12 protein-coding genes are annotated in these 23,073 nt (G+C 41.3%); 8 read left to right on the plus strand and 4 right to left on the minus strand.

From position 1 onward, the window contains the following. Positions 1-3 precede the first annotated feature (3 nt). The 8 genes from Q0Q74_RS02235 to Q0Q74_RS02270 all read left to right on the plus strand — a co-directional run bounded on the left by Q0Q74_RS02235 (position 4) and on the right by Q0Q74_RS02270 (position 18,245). The gene (locus Q0Q74_RS02235) at positions 4-1,269 is read left to right on the plus strand and encodes an argininosuccinate synthase (protein WP_294428094.1); all 1,266 of its coding nucleotides are present in this window, start codon (positions 4-6) and stop codon (positions 1,267-1,269) included. Between the two features lie 96 nt (positions 1,270-1,365). Continuing rightward, entirely contained in the window at positions 1,366-1,686 is a 321-nt protein-coding gene (locus Q0Q74_RS02240; protein ID WP_294428096.1) for a Trp family transcriptional regulator, read from the plus strand. 130 nt (positions 1,687-1,816) lie between these two features. Next, positions 1,817-4,534: a valine--tRNA ligase gene (locus tag Q0Q74_RS02245; RefSeq protein ID WP_294428098.1), complete on the plus strand. Its 2,718-nt coding sequence runs from the start codon at positions 1,817-1,819 to the stop codon at positions 4,532-4,534. 277 nt (positions 4,535-4,811) lie between these two features. Continuing rightward, positions 4,812-5,405 carry a hypothetical protein gene (locus Q0Q74_RS02250; protein ID WP_294428205.1) on the plus strand — a complete coding sequence of 198 codons (594 nt, stop codon included), beginning with the start codon at positions 4,812-4,814 and terminating at the stop codon, positions 5,403-5,405. Between the two features lie 209 nt (positions 5,406-5,614). Further along, a complete protein-coding gene (locus tag Q0Q74_RS02255) occupies positions 5,615-6,202 on the plus strand; it encodes a hypothetical protein (protein WP_294428101.1) in 588 nt (195 codons plus the stop codon). Positions 6,203-6,258: 56 nt separating this feature from the next. Next, a complete protein-coding gene (locus Q0Q74_RS02260) occupies positions 6,259-10,125 on the plus strand; it encodes an alpha-amylase family glycosyl hydrolase (RefSeq protein ID WP_294428103.1) in 3,867 nt (1,288 codons plus the stop codon). 128 nt (positions 10,126-10,253) lie between these two features. Continuing rightward, a complete protein-coding gene (locus Q0Q74_RS02265; RefSeq protein WP_294428104.1) occupies positions 10,254-14,450 on the plus strand; it encodes a hypothetical protein in 4,197 nt (1,398 codons plus the stop codon). A gap of 108 nt (positions 14,451-14,558) precedes the next feature. Beyond that, a complete protein-coding gene (locus tag Q0Q74_RS02270) occupies positions 14,559-18,245 on the plus strand; it encodes an alpha-amylase family glycosyl hydrolase (protein ID WP_294428106.1) in 3,687 nt (1,228 codons plus the stop codon). Positions 18,246-18,341: 96 nt separating this feature from the next. Here the strand turns inward: Q0Q74_RS02270 and Q0Q74_RS02275 are convergent, their stop codons facing one another. Genes Q0Q74_RS02275 through Q0Q74_RS02290 form a run of 4 tightly spaced genes read right to left on the minus strand, consistent with a single transcriptional unit; the run spans position 18,342 to position 23,022 of the window. Next, the gene (locus Q0Q74_RS02275) at positions 18,342-19,148 is read right to left on the minus strand and encodes an FAD binding domain-containing protein (RefSeq protein ID WP_294428108.1); all 807 of its coding nucleotides are present in this window, start codon (positions 19,146-19,148) and stop codon (positions 18,342-18,344) included. Then, a complete protein-coding gene (locus Q0Q74_RS02280) occupies positions 19,138-19,623 on the minus strand; it encodes a (2Fe-2S)-binding protein (protein ID WP_294428110.1) in 486 nt (161 codons plus the stop codon). Before Q0Q74_RS02280 ends, Q0Q74_RS02275 begins: the two co-directional genes overlap by 11 nt. Then, entirely contained in the window at positions 19,620-21,842 is a 2,223-nt protein-coding gene (locus Q0Q74_RS02285; protein ID WP_294428111.1) for a xanthine dehydrogenase family protein, read from the minus strand. The genes Q0Q74_RS02280 and Q0Q74_RS02285 overlap by 4 nt, the downstream gene beginning before the upstream one ends. Further along, complete coding sequence (locus tag Q0Q74_RS02290) at positions 21,832-23,022, minus strand: DegT/DnrJ/EryC1/StrS aminotransferase family protein (protein WP_294428113.1); 1,191 nt, start codon at positions 23,020-23,022, stop codon at positions 21,832-21,834. The genes Q0Q74_RS02285 and Q0Q74_RS02290 overlap by 11 nt, the downstream gene beginning before the upstream one ends. Between the last annotated feature and the right edge of the window lie 51 nt (positions 23,023-23,073).

The following is a 23,073-nucleotide window of genomic DNA, read 5'->3' on the forward strand; positions in this document are numbered from 1 at the left end:
TTTATGGCTAAAGACAAAGTAATTCTTGCTTATTCAGGCGGTTTGGACACGACTGTTATCATTCCGTGGCTCAAAGAAAACTATGATTATGATGTAATCGCTGTCTGTATCGATGTCGGTCAGGGCGATGATTGGGAACTTATCAAAGGCCGCGCCCTCAAAACCGGCGCTTCTGCCTGCTATGTCGTTGACGCACGACAGGAATACATCGAAGAATACATCTGGCCGGCCCTCAAGGCTAATGCTGTTTACGAAGACGAATATTTGCTCGGAACTTCTACAGCGCGCCCTCTCATTGGTAAAATCCTTGTAGAATATGCTCGTCAGGAAGGTGCTGTTGCAATCTGTCACGGTGCTACAGGAAAAGGCAATGACCAGGTTCGTTTCGAGCTTGCAATCAAGGCTTTTGCTCCGGATTTGCGTGTAATCGCTGCTTGGCGTGACGACAAATGGAACATGGACAGCCGCGATGCCGAGATTAAATTCCTTGAAGACCGTGGTCTCGAAGTTCCAATGAAGAAAGACCAGTCTTATTCACGCGACGAGAACATCTGGCACATTTCGCACGAAGGTCTTGAACTTGAGAAGACTGAGAACGAGCCGAATTATCCTCATATGCTCAAAAATACTGTTGTTCCAGAAAAGGCTTCTGATGAAGGCGAGTATGTAACAATTGAATGGGAAAAAGGCATTCCTGTAAGCGTAAACGGCAAAAAGATGAACGGCCTTGAACTTATGACCGAACTCAACAAAATCGGCGGAAGAAACGGCGTTGGTCTCGTTGACATCTGCGAGAATCGCTGCGTCGGCATGAAGAGCCGTGGTGTTTATGAGACACCGGGCGGAGCAATCCTTTACTTCGCTCACCGCATGATGGATCACATTTGTCTTGACCGCGACACATATCACTACAAGCAGCAGGTTTCTTTGCGTCTTGCAGAATTGATTTATGACGGAAAAGTTTTCACGCCGCTTTATGATGCTCTTATGGCTTTTGTTGACTCAACTCAGCAGACTGTTACAGGCTGGACAAAAGTCAAGCTCGTAAAAGGTCAGATTCGTGCCGCAGGAAGTGGCTCAAAATACAGTCTTTACAATGAAGACATCGCTTCATTCACAACTGGCGAACTTTACAACCACAAGGACGCTCAGGGATTCATCACATTGTTCGGCTTGCCACTCAAAGTACGCGCTATGATGGAGCAGAAAGTAGGTGAAGGTCAGGCTGTAAAAGAAAGCAAAAACTTGAAGAAACGCCCTACTGAATAGAGCAATTTCCCCGCATCCGTGCGGGGATTTTTTTTGCGGATATTTTTGTTTAAAACTTGTTTCTTTCAATAGAAAAATGTGCTAGAATATTCTGGTATGAATGAAAAAATGAATGAAAATCAGGAGCTTGATGCCGCTGATTTGGAAAATTCTCTTCGCGAGATGTGCAATCTTCTTTCAAAAAACAACGACGCCTCTTTTATTTATGATTTTTTCGGATGTCTTTTTACTCCAGCAGAATTAAATGATTTTGCAAAACGCTGGCTTCTTGTTCGTGAAATTGACAAAGGTACGACTCAGCGTGAAATTGCTAAAAAATTCCATATTTCCCTCTGCAAGATTACGCGTGGTTCAAGGGAACTTAAAAAAGAAGATTCTGCTTTCCGAAAATTGCTTGATTGTGCTGACCGTATTTAGTTAGCAAGTAGCAGTGAGCAGGTGGCAAAAAAAATTGCTCACTGCACACTGCTATCTGCTAACTTCTAATTGCTCATTACTCATTTTTTCAATATAATAGCCTCATAATTTTTTTAGAGGTCGTTTTTTTATGCACGCTATTGAATTGGAAAAAGCTTATAATCCAAAGGATTTTGAAGACAGAATTTACACTCAGTGGGTTGAAAAGGGATTTTTCAAGCCTGCCAGCGATTCTGATTCTCCTGTTCATTCTCAGAAAAAATCTAACATCAAATATACAGTCGTCATTCCGCCGCCAAATGTAACTGGCGTTCTTCACATGGGGCACGGTCTCAACAACACTTTGCAGGATATCGTTGTCCGCTATCACCGAATGAAGGGCGATGACACTCTCTGGGTTCCAGGCACTGACCATGCGGGCATTGCTACTCAGAATGTCGTTGAGCGTGCCCTTAAAAAAGAAGGCAAGACACGAAATGACCTGGGCCGCGAAAAGTTCATTGAGCGCACTTGGGAAGTAACCCACGAGCACCATGACACAATCGTAAAGCAGCAGAAAAAGCTCGGAAACTCTGTTGACTGGAGCCGCGAGCGATTTACTTATGACGAAGGTCTTTCAAAAGCTGTTCGTGATGTTTTCGTAACTTTGTATGAGCGCGGACTTATGTACAAGGGCCAGCGTCTTGTAAACTGGTGCCCTCGCTGTGGTACTGCTCTTGCTGATGATGAAGTTGACCATGTTGATACACAGGGCGCAATGTATCACCTTTATTATGAATATGCAGATGGAAGCGGAAAAATCGAAGTTGCAACAACCCGCCCTGAGACATTCTTTGGTGATACAGCCGTTGCCGTAAACCCTGATGACGAGCGTTACAAGGACCTGGTTGGCAAAATGCTCAAACTGCCACTTACCGGCAAAGAAATCCCGATTATTGCAGATTCATATGTAGATAAAGAATTCGGAACGGGTATGGTAAAAATCACACCTGCACACGACCCGAACGACTGGGAAGTTGGTTTGCGCCACAATCTTGAAGTCGTAAATCTTTTGAACCCAGACGGCACTTTGAACGACAATGTTCCTGAAAAATACCGCGGCCTCAAATGTGAGCAGGCTCGTAAGCTCGTAATCGAAGATTTGACCGAGGCTGGCCTTTACAAGGGCGAAGAAAAGATGGTTCACTCAGTCGGACATTGTTACCGCTGTAAGACAGTCGTTGAGCCGTATTTGAGCTATCAGTGGTTCGTAAAAATGAAGCCGCTTGCCGAAAAGGCTCTCAAAGCCTGGCGAGACGGTGAAATCGTATTCTACCCTCGAAAATGGGAAAACACATACACTCACTGGATGGAAAACATCCGTGACTGGTGTGTAAGCCGCCAGATCTGGTGGGGCCACAGAATTCCTGCATGGTACTGTGAATGCGGTGAGACAATCGTTAGCCGTGAGGACGTTAAAAAATGTCCGAAATGCGGAAGCACAAACCTCAAACAGGATCCTGATGTTCTTGACACATGGTTCTCTTCTTGGCTCTGGCCGTTCTCAACTTTGGGCTGGCCTTCAGAGACTGAAGACTTGAAGAAATTTTACCCGACAACAGCTCTCGTAACAGCTTACGACATCATCTTCTTCTGGGTAAGCCGCATGATTATGGCTGGTCTTGAATTCACAGGCAAGGCTCCTTTCCACGACATTTACATCCACGGTCTCGTTCGCGACAAACAGGGCCGCAAAATGTCAAAATCACTCGGAAACGGAATCGACCCTCTGGACATCATCGATCAGTACGGCTCAGACGCCCTCAAATTCACTCTCTCATACCTTGCAGCACAGGGACAGGACGTTCTTGTTGACAACGACTCATTCAAAATGGGAAGCCGTTTCTGTAACAAAGTATGGAACGCAAGCCGATACATTTTGGGCAACCTTGAAGGCCGCAATTTGATTCCTGTAAAGGACAGCGACCTCAACGAGCTTGATAAATGGATTTTCACGGCATTGAACAAGGCTGCTCAGGACGCTCGCGCAGCCCTTGACGGCTACCGATACAACGATGCCGCTTCAACAGTTTACGAATTCTTCTGGAACAATTTCTGTGACTGGTATGTTGAGGCCACAAAACTTTCATTCTGGCACGGCGATGACCACGAGAAAGACCGCGCAGTTTCAGTTCTTCTCAACGTTCTTGAAGAATCTTTGCGGCTTTTGCATCCGTTTATTCCATTCGTTACCGAAGAAATTTACTCAAAATTGCCATTGGCAGAAATTATCGAAAACCGCAAAAAGGCCGGAACTCAGAAAATCATGTCTAACGAAACATATTCTGACCTTCTTGTTGCTGCTCCTTACCCGGAATTTGATTCTAACCGTGAGGATGATGCGATTACAGAAAGATTCGGTGCTTTGCAGGACCTTATTCGAAGCGTCCGTGGATTGCGCAATGAATGTGGCGTAAATCCGGCTGATAAAATCAACCTTGCCGTTCTTATCGAAAAGGGCAGTGCAGCAGAAGTTTGCCGCGAAAAGGTTGAGATGATTCAGCTTTTGGCAGGTCTTTCAAAGGTTGAGTTCGTTGATGCCAAACCAACCAAGTCAATTGGTACAGTTGGTGTTGGATTTGAGGCATTCATCATTCTGGATGAAAATATCAATAAAGAGCAGCTTCTCGTTCATTTCCAGAAAGACTTGGAAAAGGACCAGAAAGATGCAGAGCGCACAGAAGCTAAGCTTAACGGCAAATTCGCAGAGCATGCACCTGCAGAGGTTGTTCAGGCTGAGCGCGATAAACTTGCCGAGACAAAACGAAGAATCGAAAAACTGGGGACTTATATTGAAGCGTTGAAATAAATTGAATACGGAGAACGGAAAACGGAAAGCTAAAAACAGCGAATAAGTTGGTTTTGTTTTTACGAAAATGCCGCCCCGCCGTGTAGCACCTGCCGAAGGCAGTTCCGAAGCAAAGCGAAGGAATGAGGGTTACCGAAGTGCGGAAGGGCGGCAGCAAATAAAATTTGGCGTATAGAAAGAAAACTGAAACTTTCTATTTTCCACTTTCATTTTTTTCGTGTAACAGGAGGCTTTTATGGCTAGTAAGTATGAGATGAAGGTTGATAAGCCGGATCAGATGGATAAGGAGCATATGCATCAGCTCAAACATATCGTTGTTGCGCCTTATATGCAGCTTGCCACTGGGCTTATCGGAAAAGGTCGTCATGCGGGCGGAAATATGTTCCGTCACCAGATTGACACACTGGGAATTCTGATTGACTACGGTTATATTGACTCTGTTCTTCTAAAAGCCTCCCTTGTTCATGATACCGTTGAGGATATTTCTAATTTTGACCGTAACGAGATAATCAATGCTGATTCTGAGGGGCAGGCTGTTCTTGACCTGGTGCTTGAAGTAACTCGCCGCGAAGATGAAGATAAAATTCAGTTTTTGCGGAGAATAATCGACACGGGCAGCCAGAAAGCCAAAATTCTAAAATGTGCTGACCGAATTTCCAATATGATTTCGCTCGGATTTGTTACTGATCCGAAATTCATCGAGCGATATTGTGACGAGACTGAATATTTCCTTTTGCCGATGGCTCTTGAAATTGACTATAACATGTATCAGGAATTGATTGATCTTATTCGTACGCGCCGACGATACCTTGAAGACGGCGGTTATTTCGACAATCGTCACAAGGGGTCTTCAAGCGATAAGGCTAAATAAACAAATGAATTTTTTACAAACCGTCGTTGCAATAATGACGGTTTTTTCTTTTTTAGTGCGGTTTTGTGCTTTTTCTGTCATTGTTTACTTCAAAAATAATGGAAATTTTGTAATTTTTTCTTAAAAATTTATGACGAATTTCCGAAAATGATTTTTTATCGAAAAAAAATTTGCTTAATCATTTTTTCACATCGTAAAATTAAATCATTATGAAAAAAGGTCTTTTTATTGGGTTGTTTGTTATTGTGGCATCGTTCGCTTTTTCGCAGAACGGTGAGGTTTTTGAAAATGAAGCGCTTGGTGATGCTTTTACCACTTCTTCTGATTACGAATCAAATTCTGTTCAAGAAAAAAAAGTTTCCCGCTCATCTAATGAATCTTCAAACTACAAATACAGGGTTGGTGCTCAGCTTGGAACAAACATGGAGTCTGCTGACGGTTATGCTTTTGTTGGCGGTGTTCATGCCGATTCACTTGTTTTCCCAAATGCAGGAATTTTAATCGGTATGCAGATGGATTTTACCGCTGCTTCAAAGAACTATTCTGCAAATTCATCATGGTATTTTGAGTGGCTCATCATGAATGATGCAGTTGTATCTCCTTTTGTGAAAGCAAATCTTGGTATGTATGTCTTGTACGATGATGATGTCGCAGGTCCTCATCAGGCTGGTGCTTACTTTGCCCTTTCTGCAGGTGCCAACATCTCTTTGAGTGAACATGTTTACATCGCTCCGGCAATTTCCTTCGGTGTTCCATTCCTCTGGTCTCCGACTTTGAGTGCCGGTTGGAAATTCTAGCCTTCCTTAGTTTATTTTTCACGAGTTTATCAGAAAAAGTTTTGGAGTTAAAAAAAATGAATCGTATGAAACAGTCAATCATGCTGGGTACGATTTCTGCAGTTCTTTTGTTCAGTTCATGCAGCAATCTGACCATTGAGGATTCTTCAAAGTCTTTTGGAAACGATTCCAAGATTGAAGTCGGAAGCATTACGGTCAATGGGGGAGGAAAGAATCGTGCACTTAATGTTTCTGATATGAAATATGCCAAGGGGTATGTTACTGGTTCGGGAATCGAAAGTCCAATTGTTTCAAAATGCTCTGAATCTGATGAAGAATATGAATTAGATGGCAAAGGAAAAGGCGAATTAACTATTGAAAATATTCCTGTTGGAAAAAATCGTATCGTCACGGTTTATGCATATGATGATTCTAAAACTTGTATTTACAGAATTCGTGCGGTAACAGATATTAATGCGGGGGGTAATGATGTAAGTGTAGATAAATCGACGACTCTCCTTGGTGAGGTTTTTGAAGCACTTCGTGTGGCTGGGGAAAATCTTTCTAATGTTGATAAAACTGCCGTTAATTCAAAACTTTCTGGTGCAACAAAGAACTGGTCTTTGTATGATGCTACTGCTATAGCTTCTGATTATCGTACTTCAAATGGAATTAACACTGATATATCGGTTTATGAACTTGGGACAGGTTCCATCAGTTTTAAAAACTACTATGACGACTGTACAATTCAGGTTGGCGATCCGGTTTCTTCTATTTCTGAAAATGTTGTTTCTGGCGAAGGAACTTTAAGCGGTATTGCACCAGGAACATGGCCTGTCTATGTAACAAAGAATGGTCAGCAGGTTGTAAAAACTTATGCAACTGTTGCATCAGGAAATACAACTAACATCGGCAATTTGGGAACTGTTACGGACAGAATTATTGTGCATTGTCTAGTTTCTAGCGGTTATACAAAAATATATACTTGGTCTACTACAACTCCTAAGGTTGAATATTTTGGTGCTTGGTCTGGAAAAGCTATGGAAGACAGTGATGGAGATGGCTGGTACGATGTAGAAATACCTGCAGCAAGTTCTAATTTGATTTTCAATGGCGACGGACAGACTTATGACCTTTCTCGCGAAGCCGGCGAATGGTGGTACAAAGATGGTGCTTGGACGGGTTACAATCCAGAGCGACCTGCAACACCTGTTGTAAAGGCTTCTGTTGCCGGTGGTATTTATAACATTGCTCAGTCTGTAACTCTTACAAGTTCAAATAGTTCAGATAAAATTTATTACACAACAGACGGTTCTACGCCAAACGCTTCTTCTTCTGTTTATAAAACTGCAATTATCATTTCTTCAAGCTGTACATTAAAGGCAATCGGTTATAATGCAGATGCGGCAACACAGTGGGGAGAAGTTCTTTCTGTTTCTTATGTAATCGATGCAGATGCAGACCTTGAAGCACCTGTGATTGTTCCTGCAAAGGAGCCTGGCCGTTATCAGGATGCAATTTCTGTTTCATTCACATTTACAGATAATAAGGGTGCAAGTGGAGTAACTGCCTATTACACATCGGATAATTCTACTCCAAATACAAATTCTTCAAAATATACGGCAGGAACGGCAATTCCTGTTGCAATGGATTCAAATCTTACAATTCGAATTCTTGCTATGGATGCTGCAGGAAATAAGGCTACGGGAGTGTATTACTATAGTGTTGGAAAAACACCTGAAGCAACTCGCTGGGATCCTAGACAGGAATCAATTTACTTCCTTTTAACAGCTCGCTGGTTTGATGGTGATTCTTCAAACTCTATCGGTGATGAAAACTGTTCTTGGACAGAAGCTCGTGCAAATGACAATATTCCTTCTTCTGAAGATGGATTTACAGGTCCAGAAGATGTTTCATGGCGAGGTGATTTTAAAGGTCTTGTTGAAAAAATGGATTACATCAAGGCTCTTGGCTTCACTTGTATTTGGATTACGCCTGTAGTTCAGAACAGAAGTCCGCTTTGTTATCATGGATATCATGCATGGGATATGTACCGCGAGGATGCTCGCCTTGTTTCTCCGGGATATGATTTCCAAAGAGTAATAGATGAAGCACATGCTCGTGGAATGAAGATTTGTCTTGATATTGTACTCCAGCATTCTGGTCGCTTTGGTCTTAAGGATTTCATTGAGTACAAATATAACCGAGACCCTCTTACATATCCTACTCCAGTAGGCTGGGAAAATTTTACTTATGATGAAGATGCTTATGAATCTGCATATAGAGTGGCAAATAAAACAGGTGTTACTAGTGTTCAAAAATTCCCGAATGGGTGGGAATATGATGGCTTAACTAGCCCTGGAAAATATCCTGCTGGATATACAATTAAAATCGGAAATGAAAATGTAGATGTTGGAGGAACAGATATGCCTCCGTATGTATCATTCGTTGGTGATGTTCGTCCATTCCTTCCAATGGATATTCAGAAATATTCTCAGCTTGCTATGAATGGAACGACTGCCAGCAAATTCCAGTGGCCAACAACTGAAACTTATGTGTTAACAGCTGATACAGGTAATTTTAGTGAAGTAAATGGAGGAAAAACTTCCGATTATATTTATGACCAGTATGTTAATTCTCCTGAAATGCATGTTCATGCTTGGAGTAACGGATTTAATGACAGCGGAATGTTCGATAAGTATCCTGATGCAAATTTGCGAACAATGCATGAAGATTGTCCTGATTTGAATACAGAAAGCGCAGAAGTTCAGGAATATGTAATCAATGCATATAAGCGATATATCGATATGGGTGTTGATATGTTCCGTGTTGACACAATTATGCATGTTGATAAAAAAACATTGAATGATCATTTCTGGCCTGCATTTATGGAAGAAGCCGCTACAGCAAATGCAAAAGCTGCTCGCGGAGGTGGTGATTTCTTTATCTTTGGTGAAGTTGCAAACTTTGTGAACAATCTTAGTGATAAACCAAAACCTTTACGCCAGCCTAATTACACATGGGATAATACAGTTGAGCCAGATCTTTATGATATTTCAAACAACCATTTACTGAATGGTAATGAGTATCGAATGCCTGATTATTCTCACAAGGTAGAACCTTCAAGTGATTATCATGTTTCTACAATTGATATTATTGCTCATAATGGATTCTGTGATGGTGTTGGCGGAGCTTATGGCCGGGCATTGGGAAATGATGGTAAATACAATGATGCGACATATTTAACTTGGTATACAGATAGTCACGATTACGGTCCTAATAAGGGGGAAACTCGCTGGCAGGGAGACTTTGCCGGTGCATGGTCAATGCTCTTTACATTCCGTGGTATTCCTATCGTTTACTATGGCTCTGAAATTCGTTTTGCAGCTGGTAAGCCAAATGACTGGCCTGGCGGTGGAAGTAATGGCGTAAATATGTCACTCGAAAAGACTGGACGAGCTTACTACGGAGCTCATCTTGAAGGAACTGTTAGGGCAACAGACTTCGGAGTTTATTCAGCTAGCGGAGAGGTTGAAAAAACTTTGAGTAAAGATATGTGTAAACATTTGCGTGATTTGAACAAGATTCGTCTTGCTGTTCCCGCACTTCAGATGGGACAGTATTCAACTTTAGGACATTCTGGTGGTTGGGCTGGTTATAAGAGACGCTATACAGGAACAAACAAGATTACAGGAGAGGCAATCGATTCTTATTGTCTTGTTGGTGTTGGTAGCGGAACTCATACTTGGACAGGAGTTTTGGATGGTACTTATATTGATGCTGTTTCTGGTAAATCAGTAACTGTAAGCGGAGGAACTGCAAGTTTTACTCCTGCAACAGGCGGAGACAGTACAGATGCTGCTTTGGTTGTACTTGTTCATAACGGACTTACAACAAAAGCTCCAGGCAAAGTTGCCTGTGAAAGTCCATATTTTGGATATTAAAATAGCACATCATTCAAGTTGTGGCACGGAGAGTTTTTATCAAAGGATAGTCTTATTAATTTAAGGCTATCCTTATCAAAGGAGGCTACAAAATGAAAAAACATATAAACATTCCAAAGGGGGAATATATGAAAAAAGTTTTGATTGCGTTTGCGGGGCTTGCAATGCTGTTTGCATCCTGCAGCAATTCAATGGTTGAGAGCTTAACTTCAGAAGAAACGAAAGTTCCTGTTCCTGAAGTTAAAGTCGTTGCATCTCCATCTAGCTATACTGTTGGTGATGCTTCTTCGCTCATCGCAACTGTAACTGGAAATGGTAACGGAAAGATAAGCTACCAGTGGTTCAAGGTGACTAAAGAAGGGGAAGAAACAAAATCTACCGAAATCGAGGGAGCTGCTGACTATATTTATGCCTCGAAAGAATCGCTTGCTGGTGACTATACTTATTTTGTAAAGGTTACAAATACTCTCGGAAAAGAATCAACGAGTGTTGAATCAGACAAAGTGACGGTTACTGTTACGGAAAAAACTACAGCTTCTGCTTCTATTAAGGATCTTGTATTGAGTTTTGACAAGAGCGTGTATGCAAAAGATGTTACATTCTCTTTGGTGGCAACTGCAAGTACTGCTAACGGTGGAACTTTGTCTTATCAGTGGTATAAAAATGGTGTAAAAATTACTGGTGCAACTTCTTTTACTTATGAAGCATGTGAAAATGTTGCTGGTACTTATACATACAAGATTGAAGTCACAAACACATTGAACGAAACTTCAGATACGAAATCTCTTGAAAAAGAGATTATAATTGTTGATGTTGAAAAGAAAGATGCACAAACTCCTGTGTTTACAAAAGTTCTTGTTTCTAAACAGTATGATGTTGATGCCGAATCTGTTGAGCCACTTTCAACAAAAGCTGTCGTAACTGATGGTGGTCTTATTACTTACAAATGGTATCTGGTCGAAGGTGAAAATGAAACTGCCGTTGCTGGTAATGTAGAAAGCTTCATACCTGCTGTAAATAAAGTTGGAAAATTCACATATAAAGTAGTTGCTACAAACAACAATGCAGGTGCTACTGGAAAAACAACAGCTGAATCTGCTTTGACAGTTATAATTACTGTTGTTGATCCTTCTAAGGTAAATGCAAAAGCTCCTGTAATCAATACACAGCCTGTTGCTGGCGTGTACGCTGAAGGTGATGAAAATGTTGTGGCTCTCTCTGTAACAGCAACTTCTCCTGATGGCGGAAAATTGACATATCAGTGGTATAAGAACAATGCGGTAATTGTGGATGCAAATGAAAGTTCTTATAAACCAGCTGTCGATGCTGAAGGTACTTCAACATATTATGTCGTAGTGACAAATACTATTGAAGATAACGGTGACGGCGGACAGAAAAGCGAAACTGCTACTTCAGAAACTGTTGTTATTACGGTAAATCCTTATGAGCCTGAAGCACCTGTATTTACTAAGAATCTTCCAATGGGAGCTACATACTTGGTTGATGCTGATGAGGTTGTAACTTTGAGCGTTGCTGCTGAATCTTCTGATGCTACTCCAACATACCAGTGGTACAAGATTGAAGATTCTGAAGTTCTCCTTGCTGGACAAACAAATAAATTCTATGTTCTTTCTCGTGAAACTGCTGGAACATTCAAGTACTTCTGTCGTGCAACTGTAACAGTAGAAAGAAACAACAAAACTTATACAGCTTCTACTGACAGTAATGTATATACATTCGTTGTAAAAAATCCAGAGCTTATCGTTAATGCTGCTGAACCTGTTATTACAGCAACAATAAATAATGTTTCTTATGAACAGAATGCACAGGCTTCTGTAATTGATGCAACTGCAACTGTAACAGATAATGGAAAAATCACTTATCAGTGGTTCAAATTTACAACAACATGGGAAGCAATTACTGAGAATAGTGAATCAAATGCAAAATACACACCTGCTACAACTACTGTTGGATCTGTTCTTTATAAAGTTGTAGTTACAAATACTAACGAAAATGTAAATGGTGAAAAAACTGCAAAAGCAGAAAAAGAAATTGTTGTGACTATAACAGAACCACTTGTTGCAAAAGAACCTGTAATTTCTTCACAGCCGGCTTCTAAGCAGTATAATCTGAACGATGAAGTTACTGCTCTTTCAGTAACAGCAACTTCTCCAGATAACGGAACTTTGACTTATCAGTGGTATAAGAACGGTGTTGAAATTTCAGGTGCTAAATCTGCTTCTTATACTCCATCTTCAGATACAGCTGGTGAATTCAATTATAAGGTTGTTGTAACAAACACAATTCCTAATGGAAGCAAAACAACAAAAACTTCTTCAGTTGCTATTATCACAGTTGTTGATCCAGCCAAGAAAAATGCTGCTGTTCCAACATTTACAACAAATCTTAGTGAAAATCCTGTTGAGTATACAGTTGGCGCAAGCAATGTAGCTGCTCTTATAGTTGCTGCTACCTCAACTGATGCAGATGCAGAAATCTCTTATGTTTGGTACAAAAATGGTGCAGTTATTACAGGTGCTAATGGAGCTTCTTATACACCGATTGTAACTGAGGTCGGCGAATTTACTTATCAGGTTCACGCAATAAGTACTATTCCTGAAGCTGAAGATGTTGGTAACAATACTGCATCAGCAGATTCTAAGATTGCAACAATTGTTGTAAATCCAATCCCTGTAATCGATGCAAAGGCACCTATAATTAATACTGATTTGGCTGTTAAATCATCTTATGTTCAGGGTGATGCTCTTACACTTACTGTAGCAGCTGTATCTCAGGACGGTGGTTCATTGAGCTATCAGTGGTATAAGGGAACAGAAAAGGTAGGAACTGATTCTGCTTCTTACACAGTTAATACAAATGAAACAGGAACAACAGGATATCATGTTGTTATAACTAACACTAACGCAAGTGTAAATGGACAGAAGACCGCTTCTGTTCCGTCTAAAACAGTCAGCGTTGTGGTTACTGCATTTACAATTCCTGAACCACCTGTAACAGTTGTACCAAGTACACAAACAATCAAGCTTGGTTCTGAAGTAACACTTACAGCTCAAGTTGAGAATTACGACTCAGATGCTGATTTAGCATATGCTTGGAAACTAAATGAAAATACTATTGATGGTGCAAATAGTTCTGTTTTAAAATATACACCAAGTGAAGCAACAACATATGCTTTCTATTGTATGGTAACTGCAAGAAAAAACAACGGAAGTTATACGGCTGTAAACATGAATACCTCTGAGAATGCTTCAGTAACAGTTGTTGACTGGAACGCAGTAACTCCTGTTGTTGAAACAACTTCAACTGATAAGAACTACAATGTGGGTGAAGCAAATGCAACAGCGCTTGAAGTTTCTGCAACTGTAACTGACGGTGGTACATTGACTTATCAGTGGTACAAGGCTGCAGACGCTTCTGCTCAGGGAACTGCTATAACAGGTGCTGGAAATGCAACTTATAAACCAGATACTACATCAGCAGATGATTCATACTATTATGCTGTAGTTACAAATACTGTTAAGATTGGAGAAGTTACGCGAACTGCAACAACTGAGTCTAGCCGAATCCATATTCAGGTCATTTCTCAGTACAAGTATGCTGCAACTCCTGTAATCAAGACTCTTGTATCTGCAAATTACAAACAGGGTGAAACTGTAACCGCTCTTGATGCAACTGCAACTGCTACTTCAAGCGGAATGGCTGTTGGTGGACAAATCTCTTATCAGTGGTACAGCAATACTACAGAATCTACAGAGGGTGGAACTGCAATTACAAATGCAACAGATGCAACCTATACACCATCTATCGCAAGTGTGGGCACAACATACTACTATTGTATTGCTACAAATACAGTTCCTGCTGGTACAGGAGGTCTTGATCCGGACAGTTCAAAACACTCTGCAACTGCGACTTCAACTGTAGCTAAGATTGTTGTAACTCAGCTTAAAGCAAAGAAACCTATTGCGGCTATTACTGCTAACAAAACATCATACACGATTGGAGATACTGAACAGGTCGTTCTTACAGCAAATTGTACCTATTCTCAAACTGATGACGGCGATGAAGGAACTTTAACTTATCAGTGGTATGAAGTTGATGGTGAAACTTTGGATCCGATTGAAGGTGCTACTGAATCAACTTACACAGTTCCGTCTTATGTATCTGCCGGAGAACACTCTTACACTGTAAAGATTACAAATACAGTGGGCACAGATACTGCTGCAACTTCTGATGAAATAACTGCACAGAAAATTACGATTACATCGAGCTACGGTTCTGGTGGAATCACAATCGACTTTAACTAATTAAAACACTTTCTCCATGCGGCGGTTTGCTGTGTGGAGATTTTTCATTGGGAATCTTGATTTTTATTTGGGATTCCCAATTTTCTATCAAATTTTTAGGATTTGTTTATGAAAAAAACATGTATTCGAAAATTGGTAGCAGGAATAGGCATTTTTGCGGCACTCAGTTTTTCTTTCATTTCCTGTGCCAATCTTATTGAGTCAAATAGAGTAGCAGAATCTTCTACAGAATATGGTTCGATTACGATAAATGGTGGGAAAACTGCTGATTCTGAAAGCCGCCGGATTGATGTAAGTACAATTACGAGTGCAACTGTAATTGTAAGTGGTTACGGAATGCAGGATATGGTTAAGAATAATGTTACAATTTCTAGTGGTCAGGGAAGTGTGACAATCGATAATATTCCTGTTGGTCGTCGCGTTGTAACTGTTCAGAGTAATGTTACTGGTGTTGTTATTCGCGGATATGCGGATGTCGTGGCTTCTGCTACACCCACTTCATGTACGGTTAACTGGGAAACTACAAAAATTGCAACTGTATATTATGAACTTATAGAATCTTGTTCAGAAGTTGCTGGAATTGATTCTGCTTCTTTCAGTTCTAAGATTCCTGATGTAGGTTCATCTTTGTTTAATGCAGAGAAATTTGCCAAAGATTTTAAGACTGCAAACTTTATTTCAACTGGAATGAATCCAGTTGATTACATTTTGGATTTTGGAACCGTAAGTGTAACAACAACGAATGCTGCCGGATATAAAGTACAGATTACTGATTCTGCAACTGATGTAAAAACGATTTCTGGTGCCGACGATACATTTACCTTGAAAGCTGCTCCTGGAACTTGGAAAGCTTGGGTTCTGGATTCAACTGGTACAAAAGTAGCAGAAAAAGATATCACCGTAGTTGCCGGCGAAACCAGCACCGTGGATGTGAAGTATAATGCTGGTAGTAATGTCACTGGAAAAATTGTTGTTCATGTGCCTTCATCTTTAGGCTATAAGTATATTTGGGCATGGGCTACTTCAGGTAATACTAATTACACTGGTGGTACATGGCCTGGAAAAGAAATGACTTTAAATGGCTCAAATTATGATTACACAATCAATCAGACTGCTTGTAAAATAATATTTAATAATAATGCTGGTTCAACTGTGGGTACAAACCAGACGAACGACCTTTGGATTACTGAAGGTGAATGGAATTATATTGGTGGAAAAGCAGGCACAAAAGATACTACAGGAAGCAGTGTTGCTTCTAACTTTGAAGAAGTTCCTTCTGAACCTGGAATTACCCTTACCGTAAACAGTGCCACCCCACATGGTGATGCTGTAAAGATTTATGTTTCCAGTACAAGCGGTGCACCAACACTTTGGGCATGGACAAGCACTTACAACAATATAACTACAGCGGTTTCTTATCCTGGAGTTACAATGACGGCTGCAACAGATTTGAACGATAATACTGGCTGGTATGTTGCAGAAATGGATACCGATAAGATTGATACAAACAATACAGAGACAATATCGTTTATCCTAAACTCTGGAAGCAATATTGTATCTACCAAAACCACAACCTTCTGGTACGATGCCGCAGGTCTAGTGGGCTCTGCAAATGCTTACTATGATTCTGACCAGACAACCGTTCCAGAGCCAGTTGCACCGACATTGGAAATAACTCCAGCAAGCGGAAAGGAAATCGGAACAAGTTCTTCTATTAAGATTACGGCAAACTTTGGTTACGATACAGCTACTGTAAAAACAGCAACAATCAACGGAACTGAACATACACTTTCTGAAGGTGTAAATACATTCCTTGTTTCTGATTATGAAACAGAAGCTGGAAAGACAATTACAGTAAGTGCAACTTTGACAAACAGCAAGGGATCTGTTACAAAAGAAGCAACTTATACAACTAAAGTAACCAAGGAAGACCCATTCACTTGGGATAATGTAAACTGCTACTTTGTTCTTACTGACCGATTCTATAATGGTGATACTGGAAATGACCATAGTTATTACCGTCAGAATGCATCAAATAATGCAACGCTTGCAAGCGGTTATAATAATGTTGCAACTTTCCATGGTGGCGATATTAAGGGGCTTACCGCTAAAATGGATTACTTCAAGAAACTTGGTGTAAATGCAATTTGGATTACTGCTCCTTATGAACAGGCTCACGGTTGGTGTACAGGTGGCGGTAACGGTTTCCCTCATTATGCGTTCCATGGATATTATACTCAGGATTGGACCTATATGGATCAGAATATGGGTACTATTGAAGAGTTCAGAACTTTTGTACAGACATGTCATGCAAACGGAATTCGTGTTGTTATGGACGTTGTTATGAATCATACCGGTTACAATACTGTAGAAGATATGATTAGTTATAACTTCGGAAATTACTCTTTGATTACCAAGGGGCATGGCTGGTGTGAAAATACAGGTTCTTGGAGTGCAAATCCTGATGCTTCCGACTCAAATGGTTACTGGTCTGGTACTAACTGGGATTTATGGTGGGGAAAATGGATTCGTTCATTTAATTACTCAACCTGTTTAACTGGTAATGGTGATTGGGATAAATGTGGCAATTCAGGACTTCCTGATGTTCGTTCAGAAATGGAGGAAATCGTAGATATTCCTACATTCCTTCAGACAAAGTGGACTAATGAACCTGATGCAACAACTGTTCCAGCAGCTACAGGTAATACACTTGAACATACCTATGGCGATTATAAATTGCCTTCTGTTTCTGATGTTGACTGGTGGAACAAAACTGGAGACTGGCGTGGTAATAAATGTGGCTGCCCTGTAGAATATCAGATTGTATGGCTTTCAGGTTGGGTTCGAGAATTTGGTATTGACGGTTTCCGCTGTGATACAGCAAAGCATGTTCAGCCTAAGTATTGGGGAATGTTGAAAGATGCCTGTGAGGATGCTCTTGATAAATGGAGAAATGATTCTAATAAGATAGATGAGTCTGGAGCAAAAGATTGGGACGAAGGTTTCTGGACTACAGGTGAATGTTTTACATATTACAATGCAAATGGTGGTCGAAGTGATCCGACATATTTTGGTACAAATGATCAGGGAAAGTTTGACTCAATGATCAACTTTTCTATGAATGAAAATCATTCAACACCAACAAATTCAAAGTATCCAAGTACAGAGAACTGGGCTACTTATGCTGCAACATATGCAGCCAATGTAGATTCTGATGGTAATGGTAATAAGGATAACTCTTTGATGTATCTTTCAAGCCATGATACTTCATTGTGCCGTCCTAGTGACCAGTATGATGTTGGTACGAATTTTGTGCTTCTTCCGGGTGGAATTCAAATTTACTATGGTGATGAGTCTCTTAGAGGATCTGCATTTACAGATTGTGGTGATAACGATATGACTACCCGTGGAGATATGAACTGGTCGGATGGAAGTATTTCTGGTAGTGCAAGCAACGGAACTGCAAATGATTCACTTGTTGCACACTGGGGTAAACTTGGTAACTTCCGTAAGTACAATCCTGCTGTTGGTGCTGGTGTTCAGACAGTTAGTGGTTCTACTTATGTACGAACATATTCTGGTGCTGCTGGGGAAAATAAAGTTGCTATTAGTTTGACATCTAAAACTGTTACAGGTTTGCCTTATTCAGACGGCACAACCGTCTACAACTGGTACGATGGAAAAAGTGCAATTGTAAGCAATGGTTCTGCTGCATTCAGTGAATCAAGTGCTTCTACAAGTGCACCTGTTCTCTGTTCTGACAGGAATCCCGCTACTTACGGTGTAACCTTCTAAAAAGGGGCGTTGCGGGGAAAAACGGTAGTTTTGCCCCGCAGAGGGGGTAGCCGATTCTTTAGATGAGGCGTAGGGGGAGACGGCCCCCTCATTTTTTTATGTCAACTGTTCAAGCGAATATTTCACAAGATTCCAGAATTGTCTTTTTAAAATCAAATCTACATTTTCGTTTTCAACGGCTTTATTGAATGAATCTTCGGCTTCGAGCAGAAATGTTGAGATTGCGGTCTGCGAAAGGGGCAGGTGCGCACCAATCAGTTTATTTTCCAGTTCAATGTCACGGAATTTGAAGGAACCCGCAAAGGCGATTCTAAGGTCAGAAATCTGATTTTTCTGTGAATTTGCAAGAAAAACGAAACTGGCGGAGAGCTTATTCAGTTTGTTTGGCAGGGAGAGCTTTTTGAAGACAGAAACCTCCCATTCTTCAAGCGGAAGTCGCACTTTTGTAAGGAGCGTTTTGCTTGGCATCGAGACGAATCTTGTTATGTTCTGAAAGAAAATTTCATCTCCGGTCTGGAATTCAAGTCGCGCGTCCAAAGCGAGCAGTGTGGCGTACAGGGTGCTGTAGAAATCTTTTATGCTTATGTTGCCACCGATTGTCGCTATGTTTCTGATGTTTTGTGTCGCGATTGATTTGATTGCACTGTACATTGTGGGTGGCAGGTTCGCTTCACCCAAATCTTCAATTTCGGAAAGCGTTACTGCAGAGCCAAAATCGATGTATCGTTCGTGCTTGTCGATTATTTTTAACTCTGCTATGTCACGGACGGAAAGTGAATTTTCGGGAAGTTCTTTTTCAACAAAGGATGTGCAGCCCGCAACAATCGTCAGGTTTGAGATGGTCTTCATCTGATAAAAAACATCGCTCAGGTTCTTTGCGTAGAAAAAATTTTTAGATGCCATTTTTCCTTCCTTCCCGCTCGTGTCTGTTTGCCGTTGCGTAAATTACGCCGTTGATGAAGGTTTTTCGGTCGGTGCAGTTGCATTTTATGCAGTCAGCGAGTTGTTCAAGTTCTTCTGAAGTCGGTCGGTAGACTTTTTTGAGCAGAGCGTAAGTTGAGAAAACCCGTGCACTGTTACAGTAACCGCACATGTTTACTCCGGCCTGTTTGAATCCAGAGATAATGTCTTCGCCTTCTTTTGTCATGAGGAAAAATTCCAGCGTTTCGATTGTGGCATTTCTTACGATTCCGACCGGGATTATGCAGCTTGAGACAGGTTTTTCATCAAGAAGGACGGTGCATGAACCGCAGAGACCCTTTGTGCAGCCTTCCTTTACGGAGAGAAGTCCATTTTTTCTTAAAACATCGAGAAGTGGCTCAGTTGGTTTTGCGTCCAGAATTCGCTTTTCGCTGTTCAGTATTACTGGAATTTTCATTTTTCGTCTCCGGGAATTGTTTTGTTCGAAAGTTCATGCGGTTCCATGATTTTAAAAAGTGAATCTGATTGAAGCGGAACTTCGCTCACCGTAACCGCAAGTGCCTGTGAGAGCGCAGAGGTATAGGCCGCCGGGAGCATCGAATAGACAAGATGGCCGATTTGCTTAGGTTCTTCTTCGGATTTTGTAAATTGCACCGAAATTGACGGACATTTTAATGTATCTTCGTCAACGAGCGTTGAAAGACAGCGCTGGATTGCCCGGTATACGGAATTTTCGGCCGCTTTCGGTGATAAAATCTTTCCGCCGTCAATAATTACGCAGATTTTGCGAAGATTTTCACGGAAAGTGCAGGTGTCAAGTTCAAGCTCAACCGTGCAGGTTCCGAATGCCGTGTTGTAAAATGGTGCGCCTGTGAATTCTTCCTGATTCCATGCTTTTTTTCTTGAAACCGGGAGGCTTTTTTTTACGGAAAATGCTGTGCCGTCGATCTTCTTTCGCTTGATGGCTTCAACGCATTTTTTTAAGAGAATTGTCTTTATGCTTGAAGTTCCAATCAATGTGTCAGGTATTTTGACAGGCGGATTTTTCTTGCCTTCGTTTTCGTTGCTTGCTTCGTTTGTGAAGACGATGTTCCGCTTTTCGAGTTCAAGGCCTTCCATGATGATTTTGAGCCAGATTTCTTTGATGGAAGGTGATGGCGGATATTCGTTGACTACGATTTTTTTGTCTTCCGTTACGGAGATTTGGACAGAGATGTTTGATTTTTCAAAATTTGTGCCCAGATAGCCGCTTCCGTCGTAAGCACAGGCGAGCCCGATTCCGCGCATTGGCGGTGAATAAGACAATTTTCCTTCGTTTTCGAAACGATTTTTGCCTGCGAGTCTTGCAACGGCGAATTTTCGTTTGAAGTCACTACGAATTGCCACTGCATTGATTGCGTCAATTGAGCGTCCGAATGAAAAACTGAACGGTTTGGTCATTTTCTGAAGGCCGCCGGCTTTGTTCATTTGCCGCAAGTCCACTGGAGAAAAGCCCGTTATGTCAGCAATTTTCTGAATCTGATTTTCAACTGCAAAAAACGCCTGCGAATCAATCATCGAAAGGTGCAGGGAAGAAGGCGGATTGCTGCTAGAGTATGCTTTTGCGTCAACTTTCACATTCCTACAGTTGTAGATTCCTGTGCTTGCGATTGCAAGGCGATCGAGTATGTCCGAGGCAAAAGGATTGCAGGAACCGGCATCAAATTCGATTGAGATGTCCATTGCCGAAATTATGCCGTTTTTGTCCAGAGCCGTTTTATGCGAAATCGTTATGTCTGGCGGGAATTCGATAAGTTCTTCATGCGCTTTTCTTGAAAGAGAGAATTTGACGGCCTTTCCTGTTTTGAGGGCGGTGAGTGCGGTAAGGGCTGCGAAAATGCTGTTAATCCAGAGCGAATTTGTTGTTTTTACGGAAATTCTTGTTCTGGTGACTATGATTTTTTCTTTTGGAAAGCCGGTCACTTCTGAAACTGTCTGCCGTAATTCTGAAATCCAATGGCTAGGCGTAAAAATGTGAAGATTTCCGCCTTTTTGATAGCAGAGAACGCCGTCTGTTTCTTTGTTTGTTCGATAGTGAATCCGATTTTTCCAAAGCCCCTCGATTATGTATGCCGCTTTTTCTTCATCGGCGAAAATTTCACCTGGATTGCCGACGGTATATTTTCTTCGTGCTATGATTCTTTTGCCGTCGCTTTCTGAATAATGTTGTAATGGAGCGGGGAAAGCAGGAAGGTCTTGCAAAGACTTTTTTTGCTCCTCTGTGATTGTTGAAAGATTTTTGACAGAATCAGCGAATTTTTCTTCATGTTCCTCTAAATCTTTTTTATCAAGAGTGATTTGTACTGATTTTTCCAGTTCAAGCAAGGTCTCTTTGTCCGGGCCGGCCAGAATTGCTACCGGTTCCCCTTTGAAAACAATTTTGCCTGAGCAGAGAATCGGAATGTCGGTTCCGAGAATATTAATCCATTTTTTTTGAGGAAGGTCGTTGTGCGTGATTAGAATGCAGTCTTCGGGAACTTTGATTTTTGGGTCAAAGCAGATTGTTGAAATCACGCCGTCGGAAAATGGACTTCTGATTAAAATGGCATGAAGCATGTCCGGCGCAGTCATGTCGCTGTAAAATTCATCTGAGAAAAGGGTCTTTTTTTTGTCACTTGCTTTTCTCTTAGCGGCCATGATGCTTTTCTCCAACTTGTTTTACTGCTTCAATTACGATTTTAGCCTTTTCTTCACCCATGTCAGGATAAAGAGGAAGAGTGATTGTGTTTGCGGTATGCCTTTCTGCGTTCGGAAAATTTTCGGCCCTGAAATCAGGATATTTTTCTTTCCAATAAGTAAAGTGGAACAGCGCGATAAAATGCATTGAAATTCCGATTCCAAGCGATTGAAGTTCCGAGGCAAATGTGTTTCGGTCGCAGTCAAGTTTTTCTGGATTTATCTGAAGCAGATAAAGATGCCATGAATTTCCTTCGCCATCTGGAGGAAGCGTGAGATAATCACAATCTTTGAATGCTTCATTGTAGATTTTGACGATTTTTTTGCGTTTTTCGTCAAATGATTTTGCCTTTTTGAGCTGAACCCGGCCGATTGCACTCAAAATGTCCGGAAGATTTGATTTGAAACCTGGGGCGATAATATCGTATTCCCAGCTTGCTTTTGGATTTGTGTAGCGGTCCCATGCGTCTCTGTTCATTCCATGCAGACGCATCTGGCTCATTCTTTTGGCGAGTGCGTCATTGTTTGTAGTCAGCATTCCGCCTTCACCGGTCGTCATTGTTTTTGTGGCGTAAAACGAAAAGACTCCGACATCGCCAAGCGTTCCCGCGAATCCATTTGCGGTAGGACAAGGGAAAGAATGTGCCGCATCCTCGATGACATAGATTTTGTTTTCTGGAGTGGAATATTTTTGCGCAAGCTCGTTGATTTTTGCCATGTCACAAAGATTTCCTGCGACATGAACCGGAACAATTGCGCAGATTTTATGCTCCGTGTCGTTTTTTAAGATTTTTTCGATTTCTGAAGGCGAAATTGAGTATGAATCTTTTTCGATATCGGCAAAAAAAACATCTCCGCCCAAATGAACTGCACAGGCTGCTGTAGAGACAAAAGTGTAGGGCGTTGTAATGACGGCTTTGCCCGCTCTGACACCGCAGGCTTCCATTGCAAGAATCATTCCGCTGGTGTTTGAGTTGACCGCGAGCGCATGTTTTGAGCCTACATAAGCGGCAAATTCCTGTTCAAAAGCGTGAGTGACACTGCCTGTCGTGAGCCAGAGTGAATCAATGACATCGCATACGGCTTTTTTTTCTTCATCATCAAAAGAAGGTCTGAAAAACGGAACTTTTATCTCGGACATAGAAATATTATAACGCAAAGCGGAGAAAAGAGAAACTAGAGAATCGTGGAT

It is taken from the genome of uncultured Treponema sp., assembly GCF_946187725.1.
Classification (GTDB): Bacteria; Spirochaetota; Spirochaetia; order Treponematales; family Treponemataceae; genus Treponema_D.

Bases quoted from the DNA above. Each gene is read 5' to 3' on its own strand.
- Q0Q74_RS02285 (WP_294428111.1), bottom strand. From the start codon at position 21,842: ATGGCCGCTAAGAGAAAAGCAAGTGACAAAAAAAAGACCCTTTTCTCA.
- Q0Q74_RS02255 (WP_294428101.1), top strand. From the start codon at position 5,615: ATGAAAAAAGGTCTTTTTATTGGGTTGTTTGTTATTGTGGCATCGTTC.
- Q0Q74_RS02290 (WP_294428113.1), bottom strand. From the start codon at position 23,022: ATGTCCGAGATAAAAGTTCCGTTTTTCAGACCTTCTTTTGATGATGAA.
- Q0Q74_RS02265 (WP_294428104.1), top strand. From the start codon at position 10,254: ATGAAAAAAGTTTTGATTGCGTTTGCGGGGCTTGCAATGCTGTTTGCA.
- Q0Q74_RS02250 (WP_294428205.1), top strand. From the start codon at position 4,812: ATGGATAAGGAGCATATGCATCAGCTCAAACATATCGTTGTTGCGCCT.
- Q0Q74_RS02275 (WP_294428108.1), bottom strand. From the start codon at position 19,148: ATGGCATCTAAAAATTTTTTCTACGCAAAGAACCTGAGCGATGTTTTT.
- Q0Q74_RS02280 (WP_294428110.1), bottom strand. From the start codon at position 19,623: ATGAAAATTCCAGTAATACTGAACAGCGAAAAGCGAATTCTGGACGCA.
- Q0Q74_RS02245 (WP_294428098.1), top strand. From the start codon at position 1,817: ATGCACGCTATTGAATTGGAAAAAGCTTATAATCCAAAGGATTTTGAA.
- Q0Q74_RS02270 (WP_294428106.1), top strand. From the start codon at position 14,559: ATGAAAAAAACATGTATTCGAAAATTGGTAGCAGGAATAGGCATTTTT.
- Q0Q74_RS02235 (WP_294428094.1), top strand. From the start codon at position 4: ATGGCTAAAGACAAAGTAATTCTTGCTTATTCAGGCGGTTTGGACACG.
- Q0Q74_RS02260 (WP_294428103.1), top strand. From the start codon at position 6,259: ATGAATCGTATGAAACAGTCAATCATGCTGGGTACGATTTCTGCAGTT.
- Q0Q74_RS02240 (WP_294428096.1), top strand. From the start codon at position 1,366: ATGAATGAAAAAATGAATGAAAATCAGGAGCTTGATGCCGCTGATTTG.